The organism is Methylomonas koyamae (assembly GCF_006483455.1).
Classification (GTDB): Bacteria; Pseudomonadota; Gammaproteobacteria; order Methylococcales; family Methylomonadaceae; genus Methylomonas; species Methylomonas koyamae_B.
This window is the reverse complement of the sequence record NZ_PPPU01000016.1, coordinates 61264-86985: the sequence shown is the minus strand read 5'-3', so window position 1 is coordinate 86985 and position 25722 is coordinate 61264. Positions and strand designations below refer to the sequence as shown.

The window sequence follows — 25722 nt, the reverse complement described above, 5'->3', positions numbered from 1 at the left end:
CTAATAATTGCAAGTTATTGATTTAAATAGTTACAAATTTTGAAATAACGAATCAATCAGAGCTCCCTAACTGAATTGCCCAAAATTGGTGTGATTAGCGATGCACAATCGCAACACTGTTTCGACTTTCATTCCTCCGATCATGCTTGCGCTAATTGGCGTCACCAGCACTACCATTGCAGTGCGACAACCATAGGCAGTAATGAGTCGATAACCCTAATTCTTTGTTTTCAACCTAATCTCAATTTTTCAAAAAAATTATCGTAAAGCAAGATCACATTTGTACCAGTACGTTTGTACTGGTACGGCAAAACGGAAGGAGGGGAAGCTTGAAGGCTTAGCCTACCCCTATCGGGAACAAGAAATTTTAGGGCCACTGTAATATGCGCTTGTAGTAACCCGACCAGGTGATAGTTAAGCGGCGCTAACTTTGCCAGCCGCCGCCCAACGCCTTATAAAGATCAACCATCGCGCTGATTTGCTTTTGCTTGGTTTCGATCAACTCCTTCTTGGCTTCCAATGCATCGCGCTGAGTCAACAATACCTCCAGATAATCGGCCCGGGCCGATATGAACAGTTGGTTGGCGACTTCGATCGATTTAACCAGGGAATCCACCTGCTGGCGCTTTAACTGGTAGTTTTTGTCCAATTTGTCGATATTGGATAGCTGGTTGGCGACTTCGGCATAGGCGTTGATGATGCTTTGCTCGTATTCGTAGGCCGCCTGTACCTGCTTGGCGTTGGCGTTTTTGTATTCGGCGGTGATTGCGTTTTTGTTGACCAGTGGCGCGACCAGTTCGCCGGCTACCATCGCCGCCAACGATTCCGGGGTATTGATCAGGTATTTCAACGCAAACGCTTGGAAGCCGACACCGGCCTTGATGCCGAACGATGGGTAGAAATTGGCCCTGGCCACGTCGATGTTCAAATCGGCGGCTTTCAATTCCAGTTCAGCCTTACGGATGTCGGGCCGGTTTTGCAATAACTCCGACGGCACTCCGGCGTTCAATACCTTGGGCTTGATGTCCATTAAGCCATTTGAGGCGCGTTCTATCGGTTGCGGCGTTCTACCAAGCAGCGTGTTAATGCGATTCTCGACCACGGTGATTTGCTGTTCGATTTCATATTGCCGGGCTTGGTTTTTTGCTACCTCGGCCTCGTAACGCTTGACCGCCAGTGCGGTGGTTCTGGCATAGGTTTGCAACTGCGTGACCACCTGCAAGCCGTTTTGCTGAATCGCGATGTTTTGCCGTAAGTTTTCCAATTGGTTGTCCAAGGCCAGCAATTCGTAGTACGAATGCGCGACTTCGGCGACCAGATTGGTCAACAGAAAATTCCGACCTTCACTGGATGCCATGTATTCGTACACCGCCACCTGGGTGGCGTTTCTGAGCTTTTTCCAGATGTCGATTTCCCAGGTGGAGAACAAACCGAACTGGTAATCGCCGAGGAAGGCCGGGAAGGCCTGGCCTTCGGCTATCGGCAGGTTTTCCTCGACCGCACCGTTGCGGGTGTATTGCGCGGTTTTCTCGCCGCCGGCCGAGGCGCCGAGTTTGACGAAAGGCAGGTATTCGCCTTTGCGCGCCTGGATTTCGTTTTCGGCCATGCTGATCCGCTGCAGCGCGGTGTTGATTTCCTTGTTATTCGCGACTGCGGTGTCAATCAAACTGCGCAGATTTGGATCGTCGAAAAATGTCTGCCATTTCACGTTGGCGGAACTGGTTTGTTCGTTGACACCGGTTTTGAATTGCTCGGGCAATTGGGTATCTGCGGTTTTTTTGGTCATGTCCGGAATACCGCAGGCTTGCAACATAGCCGTTGCCAAGGCCGTTACTAGCAAAACATTGATTTTATTCGTCAGCATCTTGGGTACCGTAGTGATAGGTTTCGGTGAAGGGATTGACGTCTTCGTGTTTGATCATGCGTTTGCCTTCGATCAATTTCGCGAAGATGTAATAAAGCCCTGGAATCAGCACCACGCCGAACAGGGTGCCGAATAGCATCCCGCCTAAAGCGGACGTGCCGATGGTGCGGTTGCCGACCGCGCCGGCGCCGGTGGCGAAGGCTAGCGGCACCAGACCGGCGATGAAGGCAAACGAGGTCATCAGAATCGGCCGGAACCGCGCTTTGGCGGCTTCGATGGCCGCTTCCCGCACCGATAAGCCTTGCTCCTGGCGCTGCACCGCGTATTCGACGATCAACACCGCGTTTTTACCGAGCAAGCCGACCAGCATCACCAAACCGACTTGGGAGTAGACGTCGTTGGCCAAGCCCATGGTTTTTAATAATAGGAAGGAGCCGAAAATACCTGCCGGCAAGGAACAAATCACCACCAAAGGCAACACAAAACTTTCGTACTGGGCTGCCAACACCAGATAGACGAACACCAACACCACGACGAAGATCACCAGCGCCTCGTTGCCGCGCGCCGCTTCGTCGAAGGACAAGCCTTCCCAGGCCACATCGAAGCCTTGCGGCAAGGTGGTTTTGGCGACTTCCTTGATCGCATTGATCGCGTCGCCGCTGGTGTAACCGGGCGCGGGTTCGGCGCGGATCGCCGCCGAGTTATACAGGTTGTAGCGGGTCAATTCGTTCGGGCCTTGTTGCGGAATGACGGTCATGAAGGCCGAGTAGGGCACCATTTCGCCGGCGTCGTTTTTCACGTAATAGTTCAAGACGTCGGTCGGGAAGCGGCGGAACTCCGGCAAGGCTTGCACGTAGACTTTGAAAAAGTTGTTGAAGCGGATAAAGCCCTGTTCGTACGTGCTACCGATCATGATGTCCAGGTTTTCCATGGCCTTGTCGATATTGACGCCTTTTTGCATCGCCAGTTTGTTGTCGATTTTCAACTCGTATTGCGGGTAGTTGGCTGCATAAAAGGTAAACAGACCGGTCAATTCCGGGCGTTTGCGTAGGGCGGCCATGAACTCCTGATTAAGCTTATCGAACTGGAAGTAATCGGTGCCGGTGGTCTTGTCCAGCAAGCGAAAGGCCAAGCCCGATGCGGCGCCGTAGCCCGGTACGGCCGGCGGCTGGAAGAATTCGATCACCGCGCCGAAGTCGTGGGTTTTTTCTTCCAATTGCCGAATCACGTCCTGTACCGACACCTTGCGTTGGGTCCAATCCTTCAGGTTGATGATGCAGGTACCGGCGTTGGAACCGCGGCCCTCGGTCAATACTTCGTAGCCGGCCAAGGACGATACCGACTGCACGCCGTCGATTTTTTCGGCAACTTCCTCCAATTGTCGCGCCACTTTATTGGTGACTTCGATGGTTGAACCGGGCGGCGTTTGGATGATGGCGTAAATCATGCCCTGGTCTTCGCCGGGAATGAAGCCGGCCGGCAAGGTCTTGTCGACGGTAAATATCCCAAAACTGAATGCCGCCAAGACTGCAACGGTAACGATGCGACGGGTGACCACCACATCCAATAGTTTGACGTAACGGCCGGTGACTTTTTCGAACAGATAGTTGAATCCGTCAATGAACAACGTGATCGGGGTTTTACGCTTCGGCTGGTCGTGGCTGTTTTTCAAGATCATCGCGCACAATACCGGCGCCAACGACAGGGCGACGACAGCAGAAATGACGATGGAGGAGGCCATCGCAATCGAGAACTGCCGGTAAAACACCCCGACCGGGCCGTTCATGAAGGCAAGCGGTACGAATACCGACACCATCACCAAGGTGATCGCGACGATGGCGCCGCCGATTTCGCCCAAGACCTGCCGCGAGGCGGTATAAGGGCTGAGGTGTTCGGCTTCCATTTTGGCATGCACCGCTTCGACCACGACGATGGCATCGTCGACCACCACGCCGATCGCCAGCACCAACGCAAAGAGCGTGATCAAGTTGATCGACAAACCGAAGGCTGACATCACCGCGAACGAACCGATCAACGACACCGGCACCGCCAGAATCGGAATCAAGGTCGAGCGCCAGTCGCCGAGGAACAGGAACACCACCAAGGTCACCAATACGAAGGCTTCGCCTAAGGTGTGCAACACTTTATGAATCGAGGCTTCGACGAAGCGCGACACGTCGTAGTTGATCTCGTAGTCCATGCCTTCCGGGAAGGATTTTTTCAATTCCTCCAATTTGGCCTTGACGTCTTCGATGACCTTGGTGGCGTTGGTACCGTAGTTTTGTTTCAGGACGATGGATGCGGACGGGAAAGAGTCCTTGTCTGAATAAATGTTGTAAAACTCGCTATCCAGATCAACCTTGGCGATGTCTTTTAAACGCAAGATTTCGCCGTCCGAGTTGGCGCGGATGATGATGTCGGCATACTGTTCCGGCGTGTTGTACCAGCCCTGGTAAATCAACACGTATTCCTTGGATTGTGCGGCCATGCCGGTACTTTGGCCGATGCGGCCCGGCCGGCCGATGATGCTTTGCTTGGCGATCGCGTCCATGACTTCTTCGGTCGAAACGCTATAGGCCCTCATCCGGTCCGGATTTAACCAAATCCGCATCGCGTATTGGCGGGCGCCGAGGATTTGCGCCTGGGCGATGCCGTAGATGCGTTGGATTTCCGGGATGACGTTGACGTAGGCGTAGTTGAACAAGAATTTCTGGTCGGCGTTCTTATCCTTACTGTAGAGGTTGACATACATCAACATGCTGGGCTGGACGAAGTTGACCACCACGCCTTCCAGGCGCACCAGATTCGGCAAGCGGCTCATCACTTGATCCACGCGGGTCTTAACGTTGACCATGGCGATATTCGGATCGACGCCTAACTCGAACAAGACCTGTATCGTGGCCTCGCCGGCGCTGGTGGCGTCCGAGACGATGTACTTCATGCCGGGTACGCCATTGATGGCGCGCTCGATGGTAATCAGCGAGGATTTGACCAGTACGTCTGCGCTGGAACCGGGGAAGGACAAGGAAATCGTTACCCGCGGCGGAGCGATATCCGGAAATTGCGAAACGGGCAGGGTACGGATTGCCAAAAAGCCCATGAACAGAAAGCTGAGCGACAACACGATCGCCATGACCGGTCTTTTAATGAATATGCTAAACATAGTAATTCCCTGGCTAAGGCATTATTCGGTGTATAACTGCAATTCGGCGAACGCTTTTTCCGGCGGCAATAAGTTGAGTTCGACTTGATCGCCGACATGGACTTTTCTTAATCCTTCCAACAATATTTTTTCGCCGTCTTTCAAGCCGTTTTTGATAATGAATATATGCGGTAATTCGGCTTCGATATTAATTAATCTTTGCTCGAGTTTACCGTCGCCGTTGACGACGTAAACGTAGGTTTTATCCAGAATTTCGAAAGTGGCTTTTTGCGGTATTAATAGGGCGTTTTTATAGGGTTTTTTCATTAATATGGTGCCGGTTTCGCCGTGGCGGAGTAGTTTGTCAGGGTTGGTAAAGGTGGCACGGAATTCGATATTGCCGGCGGTATTGTCGAAATCGGCTTCTATGGTTTCGATCACGCCGTCCTGGTTATAAATTTGGCCGTTAGCCATTCTTAATTTGACTTTGACGATAGTCTCGTCATTTTTATGGGTTTTGAAATCCAGATACTCGGCTTCCGGGACGTTGAAATAGACCCACAGTTTGCTAATGTCGGATAAGGTGGTGAGTAAAGCGCCATCCTCGACCAAGCTGCCGTTTCGGACATTCAAATGATCCATGATGCCTTCGAATGGAGCGTTGATGTCGGTAAATCCTAAATGGGTCTCTGCCAGTTTCACTTCGGCGTTGGCCTTGTCCAATTTGGCTTTAGCGAGAGCCAATTCGTTGGGCGAAACGATTTTTTGGTCGGCTAACCCTTTAGTATTCAGATATTCGATATTCATGTTATTGGCTTCTGCCTGAGCCTTTAACAATTCGGCTTGGTAAATATTGGGCATAATCTTGAACATCGATTGGCCTTGGCGGACCAATTGGCCTTCGTCGACGAAGATACTTTGGACATAGCCTCTTTCCAGCGCGCGAACTTCGATATGGCGGTAGGCGTGAATCTGGCATACGTATTCCTTGGTAACAGACGTGCTTTCCCGGATTGGAGTAGTTGCCTCCAATTTCGGTTTTTCTGCGTGAGACTCGGTATCCTCCGGCTGGCAGGCGGTTAATAGAATTGCAAGTAGGCTCAGTAAGACATGAGTTTTATTTGTCATAGGAGTTGTCTCATGGGTAATTTCGGTAAAACCTTAAAAAAATTGAATTGGCCGTACTTTTAACGGCTATACCGATACGGAAATTCGAAATAATCAATTTTTAACCATCGAATTTTTCTGCAGCGGTGGTAAATCATTGAATACCTGCCTGAGTAAACTTTTTATCTGACGCTGGTAATATCAGTTCCTATCTGACTGGCAGCGCATTTTGTTAAAGCTATGCAAGCTTGGTGCCATATTTTTATTGTTTTAAATCAGTGCTTTGGATTGGTGTATTTGCCAGATGGGTAAAATTACCCAATTGCAATCGTCAATCCGGGGAATATTGCCCAGTTGCTTAGCAAACAAGGAGCAGGGAGGTGGAGATCGTACAGTAGCGAAATGTTCGGGTTCTTTGAGAATCCTCCGAACGTTGATGTTTGCCAATCCGAGCTATACCAGCCCTGGCGCGTCGTTCAGGTATTTAAATTGGTGTCAGGAGAAAGGAGACATGGCTTACCGTTTCCGGCTTTTAGTAAGTGTTGGCATGGAAATCGCTGAAATGCGATCAGAGCCGAATTCGAAACTGAAATGAAAAGCTCGATTCCGTAAGCCAGTTAAAGGAGTAAGCAATGAAAAATCCAATCCACAATATTGCGAAATACACGGCCTTGATATTAATTTCGGCATTGCCGTTTTCGTTGGAAGCCGCCGCCGATCCTTTTCAAGGGTATAAGCCGACGATCATGGAAAACAATTTTGACGGCGAGTTAATCGAGCCGCCGACGGTGAAGGATGAAGAAGAATAGGCGGTCTCGATCAATAGAGATTGATCGAGTGTGTCCTTACACATGGACGGAAGAATAAAATGGCAAAGTTGCCGAAGAATGATACTATCGGCTAGTCGAATTTCTAATTCCGGAGATGTTGTTATGATACTGCTGACGATCAACGACATGAGCGAATGTCTGGATTTTATTATGTGGGGCAATATCGAGTTTGCGATGCAACTTGAGTTGTACAACGCCTACCAAGTCCGAAAAGCCATTGCGCCCGCCGCGACCGGCGCTCTCGCCCACTCATTCACCATTCTCGATATGTCAAACCTTAGTCAGTTGCAAAGTATGGCTTCTGGAGAAACGCTTTATATCGTCGGACACGGTATTTCTGACTTTAGCGGCATTGCCATCCAACGAGGAACCAAACCAAACTGGGATGTCTACACTTGGTCCGATCTCGGAAAAAAGATTGGCCGATACTTACCCGCCAAAATCGAAGCCATTCACCTACTCGCTTGCTATGGCGCCCACGGACTCAAAGAATTGGGTCGAGGCTTATCTTCCAGCGGAAAGGCTGGAGTAAAACTTCGCGGTTATTACGGCCCCGCGATCAACTCCAGTGCAACAGGGCCAACGTCTGTAATTATTGACAATAAGCCTGGCTGGAGCGGAGAGCAGGACCTGTTGATTGGCAAGTACATCCCTCAATCCAAGCTAGATTCCTGGCGTAGTTCCCATTCTTCGGCTAAAGCTGTGGATATCGCAATTGAGGCGGCGGAAGTGGCGTGGGATTTTTATTACCAATATGGGGTTAAGTTTGAGTCGAAAGGGTTCTTTTACGCTCCGAGCAAACGTGAATCGAAAATATACGAACAAACATCTTGATTTTGCGGTGAAGCCCCGTCAGCTGGAATAAGCGGAAGGAATTCTGACAAGTTTTAAATAGCCGGAAATGCAACCGCTTATCTTGGCCTACCCATTCGGCCTTTTTCATAGCCAACGCAGATTAGCCTCCTTCCCCATCTGTGTCGCGCCACGACATGGCGAACAGCATTAAACAGAACAGTAGCAAGATCGGCCAGGAATAGGGGGCGAGCAGGAAAATGCCTATTGCGGAAAATCCCAATACGGCGAAAAAAATCATCATACCCATACCGAACAACGCCATTAGCGCCAAGACGCCGATCAAGCCCGTGACCACGAGCAGGATCGGCACCGCAGCTAGCCGGAATAACGGGTCGGCGACCGGTTGGCCATCCACCAATAAGCTGACCCGGCCGACTTCCGGATGAAAAAAATAGATAAGGCCGGCAAACACGCTGCCGAGTAGCAAGGTTTTAATCGGTAAATGGCGGTTTTTCGGTTCCGGCATGGTCTGTTCCTCGGGATTAGGGTTGTTCTTCGATAAAACCGTCTTCGTAGAGTTTGAATTTGACCGGGCGGCCGTTGACGTCGCCGATGACATTGTAGAAATGCACATCCACCGATTCGGTCTCGGTGACTTTGATTCCCGGATACTGCGCTTCTATGGTCTGCATTTGCGGATAACTCAGCGCGAAATAGGGCACTTCCTTGCTTAATTTCATCAATTTGCCGCTGGCGGCAACAACGATATCCCAAGTCATCAATTCCTGATTGTTCTCGGTTTTATCGGCTTCGATCTCGAACCTGAGCAGATTGTTATCGGTGATGCGGCTGATTTTACTGATCTGGGTCCGGTCGAGTATCTCCAACACCGTTTTCTGTACCGGTTCGGGTAACTGATCGAATGGGATAGCGTTGGTATCGGCTGCTAAGCAATTCGCCGCCTGCAAAAGGGTCGCCAACATCGCGGCAACATAGTGTTTGTTCTTCATCTTCATTCTCCTGTTTCTAACCGGTCGTAGTGGGGACGGTTTGCAGTTTTATATGAAATCTCCGTGCCAAGTCCGAACTCGAAGCGGATTGGAGAGCACGGATAGCAGATACATGCCGGTTGCTGGCACGGATATCGCTGGTTGACCGCACAACCAATTAGTCAACATCAGGAGCACATCATGAACCTACCATTCAACCTATCTCAAACGGCGGTGATTAAAAGCTTAAAAACAATACGCCTGGATTTTTATATTTTTGCGGTATTGATTTTTCTATCGATACTGGGGGTTGGTATCGCCGATGCGTTCGAGACCCCGGCACACTGGTATTGGATGGGGATGGTTCCGGTGTATTTCGCCGCCTGTATTTTCCTGGAATGGCAAGCCATTCGCCATAGCGGCAAGTCGTTGCGGGATATTCTGCTTTGGCAAACCCAGCATTGGTTGGGCGTGCTGGCCGCGTTTTTTCTGACGTTCAAGTTGCGCGAAATCGGCAGTCTGGACAATCAGGCGACCGGTTTGATCTTGTTACTGTTACTGGCTTTGGGGACGTTTCTGGCCGGTATCACCACCGGTTGGTTGTTTCGGCTGCTGGGTATCTTTCTCGGCATCAACCTGATCATGGTGGCGTACATGGAGCACTACGTAGCGGTAACGATTGCCTCGGCCGCAGCGATGCTGTTGTTGTACCACTATCTGGCGAAGAGCCTGGATTTGGCGATTCCCGAGCGCGGGCTCGACGATGCTGCCGATTAGTCTTGTCGTATCTTCCCCAACGCTTCGTTGATCCGTCGCTGGTGGTGAATATCAGCCAACACTAGCGGTAATTTTCCCCAATCGGCCCGTTGTCGTTTTGATCGATGTGCTGGCAACAGTGTTATACCGGGTCGACAGGCAGCAAATGTGTCACTTCTCGGGAGCGGCATTCATCTTGCGTAACTAAACCTAAATCTCGCCGCTGCCGCCGGTTCAACTTCGAACCGAGTAATGGCGGCAGCGCAAACGCTACTTTGCGGAGGGCAGTGCATGCAGGCAGACCGGCGCGAAGCCAATCTACCGATTTGGATCACCGTTGCGTTACTGAGCGGCTTATTGATGATTTCGCTGATGATTCAATTGGCGATGGCGTGGCAGTCTTACCAGCGAATTTTGCCGCTGCCCAAGCATGTCGCCCATTTGGAGCGGTTGCAGAACGCATTGTTCGATACCGAGGAAAGTCTGGCCGGAATCGATAGGCAAAACGGCCCGGTCGGCCCGGCCATCCAACGTCGCTTGCAGCACTATTTGCAGGAGTTGTTGCAGCGCAGTAATCACTTGGAGGCCAACACGCCGGACGGCCTGCGCGCTGCGTGGCAAGCGCTGAACTCTTCAACACCGGAGCCACAGCAACGCTTGTTACAGACGCTGAAAATACTACGCGGCATTTTTCGTGACGAAGCCGCCGCCCACGGCGTGCTGACGGAATCGATCGCGGCGGCAGCCAGATTCGAGGTGGAATTGGGTATCGCAATCACGCTAACTTTGCCTTTGAGCGCAGTCTTGTTGTTTTATCTGATGCGGCGGCGGATTTTTCAGCCCTTGCAACAAATGGGTTACATGATGGAATTGCTCGGCGAACGCCGCTACCAACAGATCCCGCTGGACCGGATCGATCCGGCGTTTGAGCCTATCTTTGCCAACTACAACAGCATGGTGGTGCGGCTCTCGGAATTGGAGGCGGAACATATCCAAAACCGGCAGAATTTGGAGACCTTGGTCGAGCAAGCAGCGGGCACTTTGATCGCTCAGCAACGCAATCTGGCCCAAACCGAGCGATTCGCCGCGTTGGGCGAGATCGGCGCCCGCCTGGTACACGAATTGCGTAACCCGTTGGCCGGAATCAAGATGGCTTGCATCAATCTGCAAAGCCAATTGCAAAGCGGCGAGGTGCATCCCGATGCCGCCCAGCGCATCGGGCTGGTGATCAATGAAATCGAGCGCATCATCGGCACTCTTAACCACTGTTTGCAAGGCGCCAGCCACGAGCCGGAGCCGCTCAGGGCCATTTTGGTCGACCAAGCCGTCAGCGAGTTATTGATGTTGGCTCGGTACCAGTTGCCGAAATCCATAAGTCTGGAATATCGGGGTTGTCCGGGCCTGGTCTGTCGTTTGCCGGATACCGAGTTCCGCCAAGCCTTACTAAATCTGATACTCAACGCGCAGCAGGCAATGGACGGTAATAGCGGTAAAATTGGCATTTCGGCCGTGACCGACGGCCGCCGCATGACGTTGTCGGTGTGCGACGACGGCCACGGTTTTCCCCAAGAGTTTCTGGAAAACGGCATCCGCGATTTCGTCAGCCAGCGGGCGGACGGCACCGGCCTGGGGCTGTCTATGGTCAGGCGCTTCGTCCGTAACCTCGAAGGTGAAATCAAACTGTATAACCGGCAGCCACGCGGCGCCTGCGTCGAAATTATCCTCAACTGCATCACTCCACACCATGAATGACACTATTTTAATCATCGAAGACGAAGTCTTACTGGGTACGGAATTGCAGCGCTATTATGCGCGTCTGGGGTTCGAAGCGCTGTGGGTGGCCGATTGCAGGCAGGCGCGCGAAATCCTTTTCAACCCGGATCTGCGGCCGGCCTTGATCTTGTCCGACCTGAGCTTGCCGGATGGTAGCGGCTTGGACTTGTTGGAAGAGACTCGCGGCAACATTTCCGATTGCGAATGGGTGTTTCTGACCGGTTACGGTGACGTGCCGGACTCGGTGCGGGCATTGCGGCTGGGGGCATTCGACTTTTTGATTAAGCCTTGCGTCCAGGAGCAGCTGGATATGGTGGTACGCAGCGCATTGCGGAGCGCCAAGGCGCAGCGGCGCATATCCACCGAATCGGTCAACGCCGGCAAGCGGTATGCGCCGGACACCTTTATCGGCAGCAGCACGGTCGCCCGGCAGACCGGCGACATGCTGCGCCAACTTAGTCAAGCGCCTTACAGCGCCTTGATTCTGACCGGCGAAACCGGCACCGGCAAAGGGCTGGCCGCCAGAATTCTGCACTACAACAGCGAGCGGGCCAAGGAACCGCTGATCGAGTTAAATTGCGCGGCGTTGCCCAAGGATTTGCTGGAGTCGGAATTGTTCGGCCACGAAGCTGGCGCATTCACCGGCGCCAAAGCCCGGCATCGCGGCTTGATCGAACAAGCGCATCGCGGCACGTTGTTTTTGGACGAAATCGGCGAAATGCCGCTGGATTTGCAGGCCAAATTGCTCAAGGTGTTGGAGGACCGTAAACTGCGCCGCTTGGGAGCCGAGAAGGAAATCAGCGTCGATATCCGCATCATTGCCGCCACCAACCGCAATTTGCAGGACGAAGTCAAAAACGGCAGTTTCCGCTCCGATCTGTACTACCGTTTAAGCGTGTTCGAATTGCGTCTGCCCAGCTTGCGCGAACGCATCGACGACCTGGACGACTTGGTGCCGGCGCTAATCGCCGAATTCAATTTGCAGGCCGGTAAAAAAGTCGGCCAGGTCTCGGCCAGAGCCTGGCAGTTGCTGAAGAGTTACAGCTGGCCCGGCAACGTCAGAGAATTGCGCAACGTTCTGGAACGGAGTGTGATTTTGTCGGCGTCCCAGAACTTGCCGGAACAGTGGCTACCCAACGAAGGCCTTTCCGGCGGCGCGGCCGCTGCCGATTTTCAGCCTAACGCTATGCCGGCCAAGCCTGGTGCGGCCGACGACGATACGCGTCTGGATTTGCAATTCCCCACTGACGGCAGCATGGGACTGGAAGACATGGAAAGCGAGATCGTGCGCAGGATGCTGGAGATATGCAAGGGCAACGTGATGGAGGCGGCGCGTATCCTGAAAACCACGCGGGAAAAAGTTCGCTACCGGATCGAAAAATACCAACTGCGCTAATCTTGCAGCCTTTGGCTTTGGCCGCCGCGGCACTTATTTTTATCGGCATTGTCCTTGCCGTGGCGGCTAAAAAGATTAATCTGTAGCCCTGTTGTTTGGCCTAGGCTGGAAGTTGATTTATGTCTGTGGTTTTACCCTTGTCCGGTTTGATGCGCCGCTGGTTGTCGGCGTTTTTTCTGGTGTTAGTCGCCAGCGGTTGTGCGCCGACGCTGGTGGCCCCGGTTCCGCTGGTCGGTAGCGCCCGCTTGGAGGATAACCGTTTCGTCACCGCCGACGGCGAGGCGTTGGCGTTAAGCGTCTGGCCGGCCGAGCAGCCCAAGGCAATCGTCATCGCCTTGCACGGTTTCAACGATTACCGGCGCTTCTTCGCGACCTCCGCCGAATATCTGCAAACGCAGCGGATTGCCAGTTATGCCTACGACCAGCGCGGCTTCGGCGAAAGCCGGACGCCGGGACGCTGGGCCGGCGACGATACCTATGCCGACGACCTCGGTCAATTCACCCGGCTGGTGCAGGCCCGGCATCCGGGCGTGCCGGTTTACCTGTTGGGGGAGAGCATGGGCGGTGCGGTGGTGGTCAACGCGATGACCCGGCCGGGCAAACCGGCGGTGGCCGGCCTGATCCTGGCGGCCCCGGCCGTCTGGGGCCGGGATACCATGCCCTGGTACCAGACCTCGCTGCTGTGGACGCTGTACCACACCGTGCCGTGGATGACCTTGACCGGCAAGGGCCTGAAGATCATGCCGTCGGACAATATCGAGATGTTGCGGGCCTTGGGGCGCGATCCGTTGGTGATCAAGGAAACCCGGGTCGATGCGATTTACGGTCTGACTAATCTGATGGATAACGCCCTGGGCGCTGCGGAAAAACTCGACGACGAAACGCTGCTGTTGTACGGCCAAAAGGATCAGATCGTCCCGGCGGAGCCGACCAATTTGTTCGTCGAGGGCTTATTGTCCGGCCGGCCGGACAACAAAACCGTCGCTTATTACCAAAACGGTTACCACATGTTGCTGCGCGACCTGCAGGCGCCGGTGATCTGGCGCGACATCAACGCTTGGATCGACCACACCTTGCACCGCGCCGAAGTGCAAGCCGCCAACCGGCTGTGACTCGCCGGCCGCGGCTTATTTTTTGGCGTTCAATAGCTGAGCGAAAAAGATGATCAAGCCGATGACGAAAATGCCGGAATACACCGCCAAACCGGTCTCGTCGCGTGTGCTCGGAGTATGAGCGCGTTTCGCGGCCAGGACCGACGCCGAAGTCCGGCCATCGACCTCGTAGCCGGTTTTGGCCGGATCCGCTACAGCCGGCGCCCCCGAGGCGACGCCGAGCAGCAGCGATAGGCTGAGTAGGGCTTGGGTTAGTCTGGAGAGGCGGCGTTGTTGCGGCATGACGGTTACCTCACGGCGTAGTGTGCATGGACCGGACGATTGTGCCGAAAAACCGCGTAATTTAAAAGGCTTTAGCGGTTGCCGGCGAACTCGTAGGCGCCGGCATCGATCGAGCCTTGAATCGGCCGCGGCACCAATCCCAGCGGATGGCGATATTCGAATCGGGCCGTCAAATCCACGCCGGTTGCGGAAACCCCGGCAGCGCTACCTTGGTCGATCGCGCCGGCGCCGGTTCGCAAGCGATAGTCGAAGCGGTTGCCGTTGCCGAAACGCTCGCCGTCGGCCCACAGGTTATGTGCTTGCCGGTGCGGGCCGAGGATGGTCGAGGTCTGGCCGATCAACAGATTATTGACCAATACCGCTGCGGCGACGTTGTGATTGTGTAGAAAGTAGCTGCCGGGTTTGGCGTTGACCAGCGTGTTGTTCACCAGATACAGCGGGTGCGGCTCGGTCTGGTTATGTTCGGCGGCGAATGCTACCATCGCCGGATTCTCGCTGTCGGCGGCCTGATACAGCTGGTTGCCGATCAAATAACTCTCGCCGCCGTCCGGCAAATCCACCAAATAGCTCGACGCCCGTTTTTCGTCGCCGATACGGTTGTAAAACAGGAAATTCTGCCGGGCGCGGGATTTGACGTTGTGGCCGGTCGCGGCGTCGTGAATGTAACTGTTAAGCAACGTAAAGCGTTTGATATTGCCGATATAAACGTTGTGGCCCAATTTGCCGTACAGCCGGTAGTCGACGGTGTTGTCGCGAAATTCTGAGCCCACTATCGTCACTTCCCGCTCGGGGTTCGCGCCGGTTAACAAGCCCATCTGGTTGTCGTGGAACAGGCAGTTGCGGACGGTCAAGGAACGGCCTTCGTAGCGGATGCCGGCGCCGTTTAATGCCGGCGAGGCGGCACCGGCAAATTCGATTTGCGCCACTTCGATCCCATCGCCTTTCAACACCCAGATGGCCTTGGCTTCGGCGCTTTGCCCGTCGGCGTATAACCGGGCCAGGCTGCCGACACCGCGCAAGCTCAGCCGATGCTGCGGCCACACCGCCACGTCGGCCCGGTAAACGCCGGCATCGATATTGACGGTGTCGCCGTCCTGGGCCACTGCGGCCGCTTGACTGGGCCGTTGCAGCGGCCGGTTCGGCCCGACAAACCAATCTTTGGCTGCGGCATCGTGCAGGGCAATTAGGCATGCCAGCACCGCACCGCGTCGTAATCGGCCGGTTACGCCACGCCTTGCCGGCAGCGGCGGAGCGAAAGACGTGTGGCAAGGGCCGGGCGGCCGATATTCGGGCATAAGGGTCTGTCCGCTGCTGGTTATGGCCGGCGTGCAGCCGGATTATCGATGCCGCCGATGCTGGCGAGTCGATGCGAAAAGGGCCGGCCGATTTGGGCCGAGTAATAATGCTGGATACCCGGCCGAATATTGATAATAATCGCTCTCGGTACAGAAGCCGATTCGGGCTTGCTCAGCCGGCGCCGGCATTCTGCCGACAACAATAATAAGCGCAGGAGGTTTACCATGTTAGCCAAAATTGCGGTGGTCGATTACATGTCGACCAAAATGATTACCGTCACTCCTGAAACCGAGATTACTCAGGCCGTCAAGAAATTGTTGGACCATAAAATCACCAGTTTGCCGGTGGTGGACGAGCGCGGCAAATTGGTCGGCGTGTTTTCCGAAAAAGACGGCATGAAAGTGTTCGTCGGCTCGGCCTACAACCAGACCTTGGAAGGAACGGTCGGCGAATACATGACCAAGGACCCGCAACTCGTCAACGGCGACGACAGTTTGGTCGATGTTGCTGCCAAGTTTCAAGAATCGTCCACCCGCAGTTTCCCGGTGATGCAAAACGGGGCATTGGCGGGCATGATCAGCCGGATAGACGTGCTGCGCGCACTACTGGCTATGCGCTAGGCCGGAAAATTCAAGAGCCGGGGCCGTTGCGGTTGCCGCAGCGGCCTGGGCCGAAGGTTCCGGTACCGGCGTGTTCGCCGAAACCGAGCAAATCCCAAGCAGGCCAGGTACGGACAGGCTTGTAGAAGCCGGCTCGGCCCAGCGCGACAAATCCGATTAACCGATAACTTAGATCCTGTTATGCATGTCACTTTAGTCCACGTTCACGTCAGACCCGAACATATCGACGACTTCATCGCCGCCACTCGTTTGAACCATTTAGCGTCAGTGCAGGAAGCCGGCAACCGCCGCTTCGATGTACTGCAAGTGCCGGACAACCCCAGCCAGTTTATCTTGTACGAAGTCTATGCCACGGCCGAAGGCGCGGCGGCGCACAAACAGACTGCGCACTATCTGACCTGGCGCGACACGGTCGCCGACTGGATGGCCCAGCCGCGTCAGGGCGTGCCCTACAAAGCCTTGTTTCCGGAGGCTTAAGCATGCAGAGTTTCAAGCCGTTTTACATCGCCCGCCTGCCGCGGATTTTGTTCGGCCGCGGCCGCCTAAACGAAGCCCCGGCTTTAATTGCCGGTTACGGCCGCAAGGCTTTGTTGGTGACCGGCAAACAGTCGTTTTTCGGCACGCCGCGTTGGCAAAGTTTTACCGAGGCGCTGGCCGGGCAAGGCGTCGAATGGCGGCACAGCACGGTGTCCGGCGAACCGTCGCCGCAATTGATCGACGACACGGTCGGCCGCTTTCGCAGTGAGAATATCGAAGTCGTCGTCGCCATCGGCGGCGGCAGTGTGTTGGATGCGGCCAAAGCCATTGCCGGCCTGCTGCCCAGCGGCGACTCGGTGATGGATTATCTGGAAGGCGTCGGCCGCAACCAAACCTATCGCGGCCCCAGCACGCCGTTCATCGCCGTGCCGACCACTGCCGGCACCGGCAGCGAGGCGACCAAGAATGCGGTGCTCAGCGTGCAAGGTCCGGAAGGCTTCAAAAAATCGTTTCGCGACGAATGCCTGGTGCCGGAATACGCCATCCTCGATCCGGACTTATTGGCTACCTGCGCGCCGGAACTGATCGCCGCCGACGGCATGGATGCGTTGACCCAATTGCTGGAGTCCTATGTTTCGGCCAAGGCCAATCCGCTTACCGACGCGCTGGCCTGGAGCGGCATGCAGGCGGTCAAAGACGGCTTCTTCCCGGCCTGGCGCGGTGTGGAGCCGGAAGCCGGCGAGGGCAGGGCGGCGATGGCTTACGCGGCGTTATTGTCCGGCATCACGCTGGCGCAAGTCGGTTTGGGTTCGGTACACGGTCTGGCTTCGCCGCTCGGCGCCTTCTTCCCCATCCCGCACGGCGTGGTCTGCGGCACGCTGGTTGCCGCCGCCACCGCAGTCAACATCCGCGCGCTGCAAACCCGCGAGCCGGCCAGTCCGGCCCTGAACAAATACGCCCAAGTCGGCCGCCTGCTGAGCGGCGAACCCGGCCTGGACGACCAACCAGCCCGCGACGCCTTGATCGCACTGTTGGCCGAATGGAGCGATACTCTGCAACTGGACCGCCTCGGCGCCTACGGCATCGCCGCAGCCGACTTCCCCCAAATCGTCGCCAATGCCCGCGGCAGCAGCATGCAGACCAATCCGATTGTGTTGACGGATGCGGAGATTGAGGAGATCTTGGCGAGAAGGGTTTGATTAAAATTCGGAGTGGAATTGGTCGGCTGGTTGCGGACCCTTAAACGTCAGTCGCTCTGATTTTATTAATGTCCGCGATTTGATATTAGGCCGATGCTGGGTTTGCAGAAGTAGGCTGGGTTGAATGATAATGAAACCTAGCTTCGAAGCGGATAAGTTTCGTTATAATAAAACAGTAGTTTGAATGCAAAGAAACCCGGTTGTTTCAAGACGTCTGCTGGGTTTCGCGTTGCTCTACCCAGCCTACGGCCCTAAATATCGGTTTGATTGGTTGTAAAAAGAGTATTTCACCAGCCTGTTAGGGATGAAACTTATTTTTCGAGATAGAAATGACAGTTACTATAAAGAATTTAGGTGCGATCAAAGACGCTACCATTGAGTTGGGCGGATTGACAATGTTTGTCGGTCCCAACGGTACCGGTAAAAGTTATTTGGCGAAAGTGCTTTATGGCTTGCAGAGACATGAAACTATAACAGGCAGTTTTTTCAAAAATGCCGATCGGTTTTATCAAATGGTTTTTGGGAAAAGTCTGTCAACTTTTCAAGATGCTTTTTCTGATTTACAGCAGCTTAAACCAGTCGATTTGCGGAAGATATTGTCTGATTTGGCTAATTTGCATGCAGAATTATTTAAGGAACAATTGGCGGATTTTTTTAATGACGACAGTAATATTTTTTCTGATACATTAATTTTCTACTCAAATATCCCTGAGCTATCTGATGATAAGTTACGGAATATAATTGACTTAGCTATTGAACAAGTTAATTCATGGCTAAATGCGCAAGCCAGTACAACTTTATTAACACCTCGGAATGATATATCGCCTGAATCAGTACCATTTGCATTGTTATGGCACTTGTTTTGGGGAGTGGGAGGAGGACTTGCTGATTATTTTCCTGCTGCACGCTCAAATTTTATGCTGACCTATAAAGAAATCTACCGTGCTAGGGCCGATGAATCCGTTGGCTTAGAAAATGTTTCCGATAAGCTTCTATTGGCTAGCAAAGGTGTTCAGACGCGTAAGGCTGGAAAGTTAATTCGATTCGACAAGCCCACGGAAGATTTTCTTGGCCGATTATATGATTTGGATGTGTCAACGAACAGTTCGTTATCAAAAATTGGTGTTAATTTGCAAAAACGCTTGTACAACAATGACCGAATTGTGATTGAACAACCAGAAGGTGGTTCGCTGCTAGATTTTAAGTTCCATATCAATAGCGATCTTGCTTCCGGTAAGATTAGATTACATCTCGCCTCTTCAATGGTAACCGAAACATCGCCGTTATTGCTTGGTTTTTGGCATTGGGTCCAGCCGAATAGTTTGGTGATTATTGATGAACCAGAGTCACACTTACATCCTGAAGCACAAAGAAGTTTAATCAGTGGTCTGGCTGAAGCCGTTAATCAAGGTCTCCAGTTAATTCTTATTACTCACAGTCCTTATATCCTCTCCTGCGTAAATAATTTAATTAAATTCAGTAATTTGATAAAAAATTTTCCTGAAGATGAAGAAGTCAGTCAACTTAAAACTGAATATCCGGATTTGATAGCGATTGATAAGCCGGTGCATGCTTACCACTTTGGTCGAGATGGCTTAGTTAAAGATATTTTGTTGGAATCTGGTTTAATTGATGAAGCTGAATTTACTGAACCTTTCGATCGAATCAATGATCTTTATCAAACTATGCGCGATATCGAATGGGAGCATAGAAAATGATAGTAAAAGTTCGAGAATCCCTCGGCATACTAGATAAATTGGATTGCGAACACGATAGTTTGTTTTTTCAGGAGAAAGGTAAAGGTGTTAAATTGTCGCCTTCAGGGAATGGTAGCGCTATGAAAATTCGAGTCGACGATCAAACCAAAAACAATGGATCCTCTGGCTTGATTTCCATTGGAGCGCGTTGCGATTGTTTGTACTTTTACGAGCAATCTGGAAAACGGTATGCGTTTTTAGTTGAGCTTAAAGGTAACAATTATCCGACCGCTTTGAAACAACTCGAAACAACAATTGAACACTGGGTTTATAAAGTTTTGTGCCAAGCTGGCAATCCGAGTAGGAAATGCGCGGTTGCAATCGTCTCCGAGAAAGCAAATATCAATCGGCCAAGAGTGGAAGAATGGGAGGATAAATTCAATCACAGGCTCATTCCAATTCGACTTCCGGAAGATCAGACGTATGATTTGGCTCAGTTGACAAAGCGTAAATTGCGTTAGCCACAAGAGTACTTCTAAGCCAAGTAGGTACGCACCGCGTACCTTCTGGCTTTCGCCACCATAACGTCATTTTAATGGTATGCGATGCGTATCCCAATGCCGTTTAGGCCGTAAGACGGATTCGGAGCGGTAGCGACAATCCGCCAAAACCTCGACCTCCCCAGCCCAGTAGGCCGGAATAAGCGTTAGCGTTTCCGGCGGGCTTTAAATCGCCAGAAACGCCGTTCGGCTTATTCTGGCCTACAGATTATGGAATTCGTTATATCCATCGGATATTGTGACGAGCCTTGTGCCCCGTACCGGCCGGCTTCAAGGCCGTAAGGCGTATTCGGAGCAGTAGCGACAGGCCCCCCCGGTTTTGCTATCGCGAAAACGTCCTACGGTTCTGGACGATCAACAAGCCCGCGATACCCTGCCATTTGACCGCCGCGGCGTCTACGGCATCCCCGCAGCCGACTTCTCCCACATCGTCGCCAACCGGCGGCGGCATGCAGGCTAATCCGATCGTGTTGACCGATAGGGAGATTGAGCAGATTTTGCCGCGGCGAGTTTGATTCGGCTGCCGCAATCCATCGTCGGTAGTCGAGGTTTGCAAATCCAGGGCGCATGGCCAACGGGTTCGGGGCCGAACCCGCCTCCGCCTTTGCGGGGCTAAGCTCTCAACCTGGTTTTTCCGATTGAATTGACTAAGCGAATCGCCGCGGTAGCCTTCCGAGCATGGGGACTAGCGATCGAAAAACTTAGTCTGTCACAGCGCATACAACAACAAATCGCTAGTACCCCACCTCCACGGAAATTAACGCTTCAATCGAGGGGTGGCGATGCGTAGAGTTTTGATTGTAGGAGCCAGCAGCGGAATCGGCGCCGCTATTGCGCGGTTGGGGAAGGCGGATTTCGAGGTTCATTCCTTATCGCGCGCCGACACCGTTGCGGATGTTTTCGCCCATCACCGCTGCGATGTTTCGAGCGATCCACTTCCCGATATCGACGGTGCCCTGAACGGCCTGGTTTATTGTCCAGGCAGCATCAACCTGAAACCTTTTGCCCGCATCCAACCCGAGGAGTTTGTCGCCGATATGCAGCTCAATCTGATCGGGGCGGTGCGGTGTCTGCAGCGGTATCAGGCAAATCTGCAAGCGGCGGAAGCGGCGTCGGTGGTGTTGTTCAGTTCCGTGGCCGTACAAACCGGTTTTCCTTTTCATACTTCGGTGTCGGCGGCCAAAGGCGCGGTTGAAGGGCTGACTCGGGCGTTGGCGGCCGAATGGGCGCCGAAAATTAGAGTCAACGCCATAGCGCCCTCACTGACCGACACGCCGTTGGCAGCCAATTTACTCAAAGAAGACGCCAAGAGGCAGGCTGCGGCAGGCCGCCATCCCCTGAAACGTCTGGGCGAGGCGGAGGACATTGCGCAAATGGCTTTGTTTTTGCTGTCGGATAAGGCGCGCTGGATCACCGGGCAAATCCAGCATGTCGACGGCGGCATTTCCGCCATAAAATCGTGATGATCAACACAGGACTGAGTATGAATCTGCCGATCAAGTGGGAGGCATCATGAACAAGTCTTATCACACCGTCGTCATCGGCGGCGAAAATTGGGCAGCGCTGGAACGGTTGCTGCAAGGGGGAAGGCATAGACTTTGCGCTCATTTCTCACCGCGACGTGAAGGCAATGAGTCGGCAAGCGCTAAAACCTCGCCGGACGAGATTTGCTACCACGAGCCAGACGTGTCGCATAATCTCGAATATCGGTCGATATTGAAGAGTTTTCGCTGGCTCGGTTTTCCGGTAGTGAACTGGCCCGCTATTTTTGGAACGATGCGCTGAATCAAAATAGATTTTGATTTAGCGTTTATCAGTCAAGCGGTTGAGCTTGGCTGCATGTTTGCGCCGATATTTTTGGATGTTTAAAAAACAGGTATTAATAAATTTTCAGATACTCGACAAATTTTGTTTTCATGGAATATTCAATTGCGTCAATCAGAACGAAATAGCCGGAGTATTTCGCGGCTTTTCATTGAAAATATGACGTTATTATTTGATTACCTTTCCATCATAATTAAGAATTGCCGGGAGTGATACATGAAAACATCAATTACCCAATGCCGATTAATAAAATTGGCGGTCGCTGTTAGTTTAATAACGCTATCTTTTACTCCAATATCCGCCCAAGCTAGCGATCACGAGACGGAATGCTTCAACTCGGTTCAAGGCAAAATACCTTGGAATGACGAGAAGAATATGAATTGGGACCCAAAAAACATCAAACAACTTTGTGCCGGGACTACCAAGCCGGCCGAGCCCGGCGCCTGCTATCTCAGTGTGCTGGACGGCAGAGTAAACTGGGGCAAAGGGATCAGTTGGGATTGGCAAAATATCATCAATCTCTGTGCAGGCGCCAATAACGCAAAAAACACCGTCGATTGTTTCCAACAAGCGGTAGGCAAGGGTTTGGACTGGCGAGATGCAATATTATTTTGTCAGCGAGCTGAAAAGTAATTACCTGGGTGCCGGATGGTTAATTTGATGCGATTGGCATAATGTCTGTCGGAGGCGGTCTTTATTATTCCCAAGCTCCGGCGCGGAAATGGATTAAGCCTTCATAAAACGGTATGGATTCCCACCGAAGACGGTAAGGCGGATTGGTAGCGATGGCTACCATCCGCCAAAACATCGAAACCATCCGGCGTTTTACTTGCGCGAAAACGCCACGGACCGAAATACACGATGATAATAAGGCTAAGTTGTTACGGTGAATAAGGTAAGGCCGATTTATGGACAATAATTCTAAGTTTACCGTCTTTACCTTTTTTGAAAACCCAGGTTTTATCTACCATTACTTCTTTTCCGGTCTTGTCGGTGACCCATACATTACCCATGGTTATGGCGACAGAGCCGTATATCTGTATACCTTCATTATTATTGCCTGCGTTATCGTATCGAGCTTTGACCCAAGGCTGAAGGGCGAAACCTTTGTCGTTAGGATAATCAGGATCGCCACCAACGAAATAGGCCAATGCGCCTTTTTTGTTATTTCTAAATGTTTGGTCACCGAAAGCCAAAGTAGGCTTAAAAAACACTTTTCCGTAATCGTAGTTATAGGCGTCTGACAGAACTTTTTCGGCATACGCCTTATAATCTCCTCCTTCTTCCTTTAATTTTCCTATTTTTACCAAGGCATCACACCAAGCTTGTTGTGCGGCATTCACTTCGTCGTAGGTAATAATCGAGTTTGCACCTTCTTCGACATAGACTAAACCTAACTCGTCTATGACTTGTTGAACTGATTTGTTAGCTTTTGAATCACTTATTTGAGGCTCTTCTTTTTTAATGCCGGCGCAGGAGGTTAATAATATTGATCCTCCCAATAATAAAATGGCGTTTATTGTTTTCATGTTTTCCTACCTTTTATTTTTTATTAAAATTGTAGTGTTGCTTGATAATTTTTGATATTGATGTGCTTAATTTTACAAATCTCATTCTACCAGCGTATGCTCCGTTAGCAAGGCCATAATCGTAATGGCTAACGGGCGCTGTATTGTTTTCGATTACTCAAACTGATAAAAATTCCCATCGATTTCTGCCCAATTTAACAAGTAGACATTTCGCTCAATCGATTGGTAAAAGGGCGAATATGACTAGTGTTTAACTTGATTTACCCAGTCGTGAATTCCGGGCGGGGTGTGAGCTTTCATCGGGTATTCCGGTATGTCATTTGAAGTGATATTGCGCTAAACTTTAATTCAAATTGAAATGGCATTTTGAGATTAGTCGTTATGATCGAATTTACAGGTAATCTGCTCCACGCCGAGCGTAAAACGGCCGGCACCGGTGGCATTATCAGTGTCGCAAAATACGCCAGCGCTGCCGAAAGCGAGGGTAATGTTTTCGAAATTGTTGGTTGGCTTAAGTCGCCTATTAAGCGGAAAAACCTGCAGGGCCGTACCGATTATTTTCAACGTTATGAACTCGGTTTTAGCGATCAGTGGGAGTTGGCTCATCTATGGGCACCACGCTTTGGTGACGAATCCGGTGCCGGCATTTTGTGGGCTCCGGTCGAGATGAATCAAACTTATCAAAACCATTTACTCGAAAGCTGGCTGGATATTTTACGTAGCGCGGCGGCCGGGCAGGTCAAACTACGGGCAACCGCAACCAGTTGGAATAACGCTTATCTGGCCCGATACTATGGTTGGAGCAGCGCTACTTTGACTCGCGCCGATTTTCTTAAACGTGTCAGTTACCAGATTATTCAATGTCCGTCGGGCATGGTTTGCCCCAAGTCGCGGGTAAAACTTTTGGGCTGCAAAATCATTTTGGAATTAACGCCGCCGAGTCCCGGCAAGGTGCCCAAGGTTAGGTTGCCTACCGTCGAATTGCCAAAATTTTGAATCGGCCCGGCAGGCTTTAAAGCGCCGGTCTGGCCTAAAGATTATGGGATTCGTTCTATCCGTTGGATATTGCGACGCGCCTCGAGCTCTGTTCAGCCGGCGTCAAACCAACGCCGCCGCATCCAATAATTTCACGCCCCGCCGCTGGCGGAAACTGACGACCGGCATCAGGCCGCGGTCCCAGAGTTGGCGGGCCTGTTTTTCGGTTAATACCGTTTCGGTCGCCGCTTGCAGCACGCTTTCGCCTTCCAGCGGGTAACTGAACGCCGGTACGTCGCCGAAAAAGCCGGTGTGTTCGTCGGTGGCGTGTTCGGCTCTGATCAGGAAGCGGGCGGCGAGAAAGGCCGGGTTGCTCCACAGTAGTTCCGCCGGATCGGGCGGCAGCGCGCATTCTTCAAAATCCAGGCTTTGCAGCGGGTCGCGCTTGGCGCCGTAAGGCAGGCGTTGCAGTACGCCGGGATAGGCCAGGATCAAGCGCTCGCCGCCGACCGCCCGGCAGATCTCCGGCCATTGTTGGCTCGGCGTGGAATCCGGGTCGAGTAGGGCCGCCGCCAGTTCGTGCCCGGCGCCGGCCAGAAAACTGCCGTGGCAATGTGCGGCCAGTTCGCTGCAATAGCGCAGCGCCGCGCGGTCCTGGCTGTCGGCGTTGAATTGGTAATTGCCCAGTAACAGTAGCGGTTGTTCGCCGTCGGCTGTCTGCAGATGCGCCGTCAGCTTTTGTTTCAGGATATCCGGTTCGGTTTGGGCCGCTTGCGCCAATTCGTCCTGGCCGATATCCAACAGAAACAGTTGCTGCCGTTCGGCATGGTCTTCGTTTAGCAGATCGCGCAACGCGAGCCACAGCGCTTCCAGGCCTTGAAAATCGGCGCTGTGCAACAGCGTGGCGACGAACTGCGAGACGGTCGCCGTCACCACCGACGCCAATGCCTGGTGTTCGGCGCTAACCGACTTTGCCACGTGCGGGGCGACGATGCCGCGGATCATTTGCTCCACCGAGTCGGTGGCCGCCGCGGCTTCGGGTCGTTTGCCCAGCAGGCGTTCCAACAGGTCTGCCTGGCTTTCGTCGGCGGTTTCGGTGGCGGCCGGGGCTGGGGCCGTCGCCGGGAAGAAGGCGCGGATTTTGGCGGCCGCTGCTTCGGCCGTATGCGGATTGTTCAATTCCCGCTGCAATTGTTGCAGGTCTGCCAACAGCTTGATTTTGCCGATCCAGGCGTCCGGGTGGAAATCTTCAACGGCGGTAAACTCCAAAACCGAATCGGGGCCGAGAGCGATGCTGGGCGCGATTTGCCGCATCACCTGTTCGAAGTTATCGACGTCGATTTTTCGAATCGGCCGTTGCGGCCAGGGCGGCGCGTTACGGCCGGAGAAATTGCCCAGGATGTAGATCCGGTAGCCGTCGTCGCCGGAGCTTTTGCGTGGCGCGCCTCGTGTTTGAAACCCCATCGTGAAATCGATTCCGCCGGCCATAACGTCTCCTG

25 protein-coding genes are annotated in these 25722 nt (G+C 52.8%); 15 read left to right on the top strand and 10 right to left on the bottom strand.

The features are described 5' to 3' along the window. Positions 1-424 precede the first annotated feature (424 nt). Genes C2U68_RS09570 through C2U68_RS09560 form a run of 3 tightly spaced genes read right to left on the bottom strand, consistent with a single transcriptional unit; the run spans position 425 to position 6134 of the window. Positions 425-1864 (bottom strand): TolC family protein, encoded by a 1440-nt coding sequence (locus C2U68_RS09570; protein WP_140912263.1) that lies wholly within the window; start codon positions 1862-1864, stop codon positions 425-427. After that, positions 1851-5027, bottom strand: coding sequence for an efflux RND transporter permease subunit (locus C2U68_RS09565; RefSeq protein WP_140912262.1), 3177 nt, complete (start codon positions 5025-5027; stop codon positions 1851-1853). Before C2U68_RS09565 ends, C2U68_RS09570 begins: the two co-directional genes overlap by 14 nt. Before the next feature lie 21 nt (positions 5028-5048). Further along, positions 5049-6134 (bottom strand): efflux RND transporter periplasmic adaptor subunit, encoded by a 1086-nt coding sequence (locus tag C2U68_RS09560; RefSeq protein WP_140912261.1) that lies wholly within the window; start codon positions 6132-6134, stop codon positions 5049-5051. A 611-nt stretch (positions 6135-6745) separates the two neighbouring features. Between C2U68_RS09560 and C2U68_RS21175 the strand changes: the two genes are divergently transcribed. Both C2U68_RS21175 and C2U68_RS09555 read left to right on the top strand, forming a co-directional pair. Then, positions 6746-6922, top strand: coding sequence for a hypothetical protein (locus tag C2U68_RS21175; protein ID WP_186289558.1), 177 nt, complete (start codon positions 6746-6748; stop codon positions 6920-6922). A gap of 123 nt (positions 6923-7045) precedes the next feature. After that, complete coding sequence (locus C2U68_RS09555; protein WP_140912260.1) at positions 7046-7777, top strand: hypothetical protein; 732 nt, start codon at positions 7046-7048, stop codon at positions 7775-7777. A gap of 121 nt (positions 7778-7898) precedes the next feature. Here the strand turns inward: C2U68_RS09555 and C2U68_RS09550 are convergent, their stop codons facing one another. Both C2U68_RS09550 and C2U68_RS09545 read right to left on the bottom strand, forming a co-directional pair. Beyond that, positions 7899-8264, bottom strand: coding sequence for a hypothetical protein (locus C2U68_RS09550; protein WP_140912259.1), 366 nt, complete (start codon positions 8262-8264; stop codon positions 7899-7901). Positions 8265-8280: 16 nt separating this feature from the next. Next, positions 8281-8748, bottom strand: coding sequence for a hypothetical protein (locus tag C2U68_RS09545; RefSeq protein WP_140912258.1), 468 nt, complete (start codon positions 8746-8748; stop codon positions 8281-8283). Between the two features lie 180 nt (positions 8749-8928). Here C2U68_RS09545 and C2U68_RS09540 point away from each other — a divergent pair, with 180 nt between their 5' ends. The 4 genes from C2U68_RS09540 to C2U68_RS09525 all read left to right on the top strand — a co-directional run bounded on the left by C2U68_RS09540 (position 8929) and on the right by C2U68_RS09525 (position 13764). Next, positions 8929-9504, top strand: a complete 576-nt coding sequence (locus C2U68_RS09540) for a hypothetical protein (protein WP_140912257.1) — start codon at positions 8929-8931, stop codon at positions 9502-9504. Between the two features lie 270 nt (positions 9505-9774). Beyond that, positions 9775-11235 (top strand): sensor histidine kinase, encoded by a 1461-nt coding sequence (locus C2U68_RS09535; protein ID WP_140912256.1) that lies wholly within the window; start codon positions 9775-9777, stop codon positions 11233-11235. After that, positions 11228-12652 (top strand): sigma-54-dependent transcriptional regulator, encoded by a 1425-nt coding sequence (locus tag C2U68_RS09530; protein ID WP_140912255.1) that lies wholly within the window; start codon positions 11228-11230, stop codon positions 12650-12652. Before C2U68_RS09535 ends, C2U68_RS09530 begins: the two co-directional genes overlap by 8 nt. A gap of 119 nt (positions 12653-12771) precedes the next feature. Next, a complete protein-coding gene (locus C2U68_RS09525; RefSeq protein ID WP_260839282.1) occupies positions 12772-13764 on the top strand; it encodes an alpha/beta hydrolase in 993 nt (330 codons plus the stop codon). A 15-nt stretch (positions 13765-13779) separates the two neighbouring features. Here C2U68_RS09525 and C2U68_RS09520 read toward each other — a convergent pair whose 3' ends face one another. Both C2U68_RS09520 and C2U68_RS09515 read right to left on the bottom strand, forming a co-directional pair. Next, entirely contained in the window at positions 13780-14046 is a 267-nt protein-coding gene (locus C2U68_RS09520; protein WP_140912254.1) for a hypothetical protein, read from the bottom strand. Between the two features lie 71 nt (positions 14047-14117). After that, a complete protein-coding gene (locus tag C2U68_RS09515; RefSeq protein ID WP_140912253.1) occupies positions 14118-15341 on the bottom strand; it encodes a right-handed parallel beta-helix repeat-containing protein in 1224 nt (407 codons plus the stop codon). A gap of 225 nt (positions 15342-15566) precedes the next feature. On the opposite strand from C2U68_RS09515, the gene C2U68_RS09510 reads away from it, so the two are divergent. From C2U68_RS09510 to C2U68_RS09490, 5 genes are all read left to right on the top strand, one after another. After that, entirely contained in the window at positions 15567-15962 is a 396-nt protein-coding gene (locus C2U68_RS09510) for a CBS domain-containing protein (RefSeq protein WP_140912252.1), read from the top strand. Positions 15963-16142: 180 nt separating this feature from the next. After that, positions 16143-16439: an antibiotic biosynthesis monooxygenase gene (locus tag C2U68_RS09505; protein ID WP_140912251.1), complete on the top strand. Its 297-nt coding sequence runs from the start codon at positions 16143-16145 to the stop codon at positions 16437-16439. A gap of 2 nt (positions 16440-16441) precedes the next feature. Beyond that, positions 16442-17638 (top strand): iron-containing alcohol dehydrogenase, encoded by a 1197-nt coding sequence (locus tag C2U68_RS09500; RefSeq protein WP_140912250.1) that lies wholly within the window; start codon positions 16442-16444, stop codon positions 17636-17638. A gap of 329 nt (positions 17639-17967) precedes the next feature. Continuing rightward, positions 17968-19356: an AAA family ATPase gene (locus C2U68_RS09495; protein ID WP_140912249.1), complete on the top strand. Its 1389-nt coding sequence runs from the start codon at positions 17968-17970 to the stop codon at positions 19354-19356. Next, on the top strand, positions 19353-19856 hold the full coding sequence (locus C2U68_RS09490; protein WP_140912248.1) for a hypothetical protein: 504 nt from the start codon (positions 19353-19355) through the stop codon (positions 19854-19856). The genes C2U68_RS09495 and C2U68_RS09490 overlap by 4 nt, the downstream gene beginning before the upstream one ends. 361 nt (positions 19857-20217) lie before the next feature. Here C2U68_RS09490 and C2U68_RS21575 read toward each other — a convergent pair whose 3' ends face one another. Continuing rightward, positions 20218-20346 (bottom strand): hypothetical protein, encoded by a 129-nt coding sequence (locus C2U68_RS21575; RefSeq protein WP_260839281.1) that lies wholly within the window; start codon positions 20344-20346, stop codon positions 20218-20220. 331 nt (positions 20347-20677) lie between these two features. Here C2U68_RS21575 and C2U68_RS09485 point away from each other — a divergent pair, with 331 nt between their 5' ends. From C2U68_RS09485 to C2U68_RS09475, 3 genes are all read left to right on the top strand, one after another. Next, complete coding sequence (locus C2U68_RS09485) at positions 20678-21358, top strand: SDR family NAD(P)-dependent oxidoreductase (protein ID WP_140912247.1); 681 nt, start codon at positions 20678-20680, stop codon at positions 21356-21358. 49 nt (positions 21359-21407) lie between these two features. After that, positions 21408-21680, top strand: coding sequence for a hypothetical protein (locus C2U68_RS09480; RefSeq protein WP_140912246.1), 273 nt, complete (start codon positions 21408-21410; stop codon positions 21678-21680). A gap of 255 nt (positions 21681-21935) precedes the next feature. Then, entirely contained in the window at positions 21936-22352 is a 417-nt protein-coding gene (locus C2U68_RS09475; protein WP_140912245.1) for a hypothetical protein, read from the top strand. Between the two features lie 248 nt (positions 22353-22600). Here C2U68_RS09475 and C2U68_RS09470 read toward each other — a convergent pair whose 3' ends face one another. After that, the gene (locus C2U68_RS09470) at positions 22601-23248 is read right to left on the bottom strand and encodes a hypothetical protein (RefSeq protein WP_140912244.1); all 648 of its coding nucleotides are present in this window, start codon (positions 23246-23248) and stop codon (positions 22601-22603) included. 381 nt (positions 23249-23629) lie between these two features. On the opposite strand from C2U68_RS09470, the gene C2U68_RS09465 reads away from it, so the two are divergent. Further along, on the top strand, positions 23630-24244 hold the full coding sequence (locus C2U68_RS09465; RefSeq protein WP_140912243.1) for a polymorphic toxin type 4 domain-containing protein: 615 nt from the start codon (positions 23630-23632) through the stop codon (positions 24242-24244). A gap of 102 nt (positions 24245-24346) precedes the next feature. Here the strand turns inward: C2U68_RS09465 and C2U68_RS09460 are convergent, their stop codons facing one another. Beyond that, the gene (locus C2U68_RS09460; RefSeq protein ID WP_140912242.1) at positions 24347-25711 is read right to left on the bottom strand and encodes a type VI secretion system contractile sheath domain-containing protein; all 1365 of its coding nucleotides are present in this window, start codon (positions 25709-25711) and stop codon (positions 24347-24349) included. Between the last annotated feature and the right edge of the window lie 11 nt (positions 25712-25722).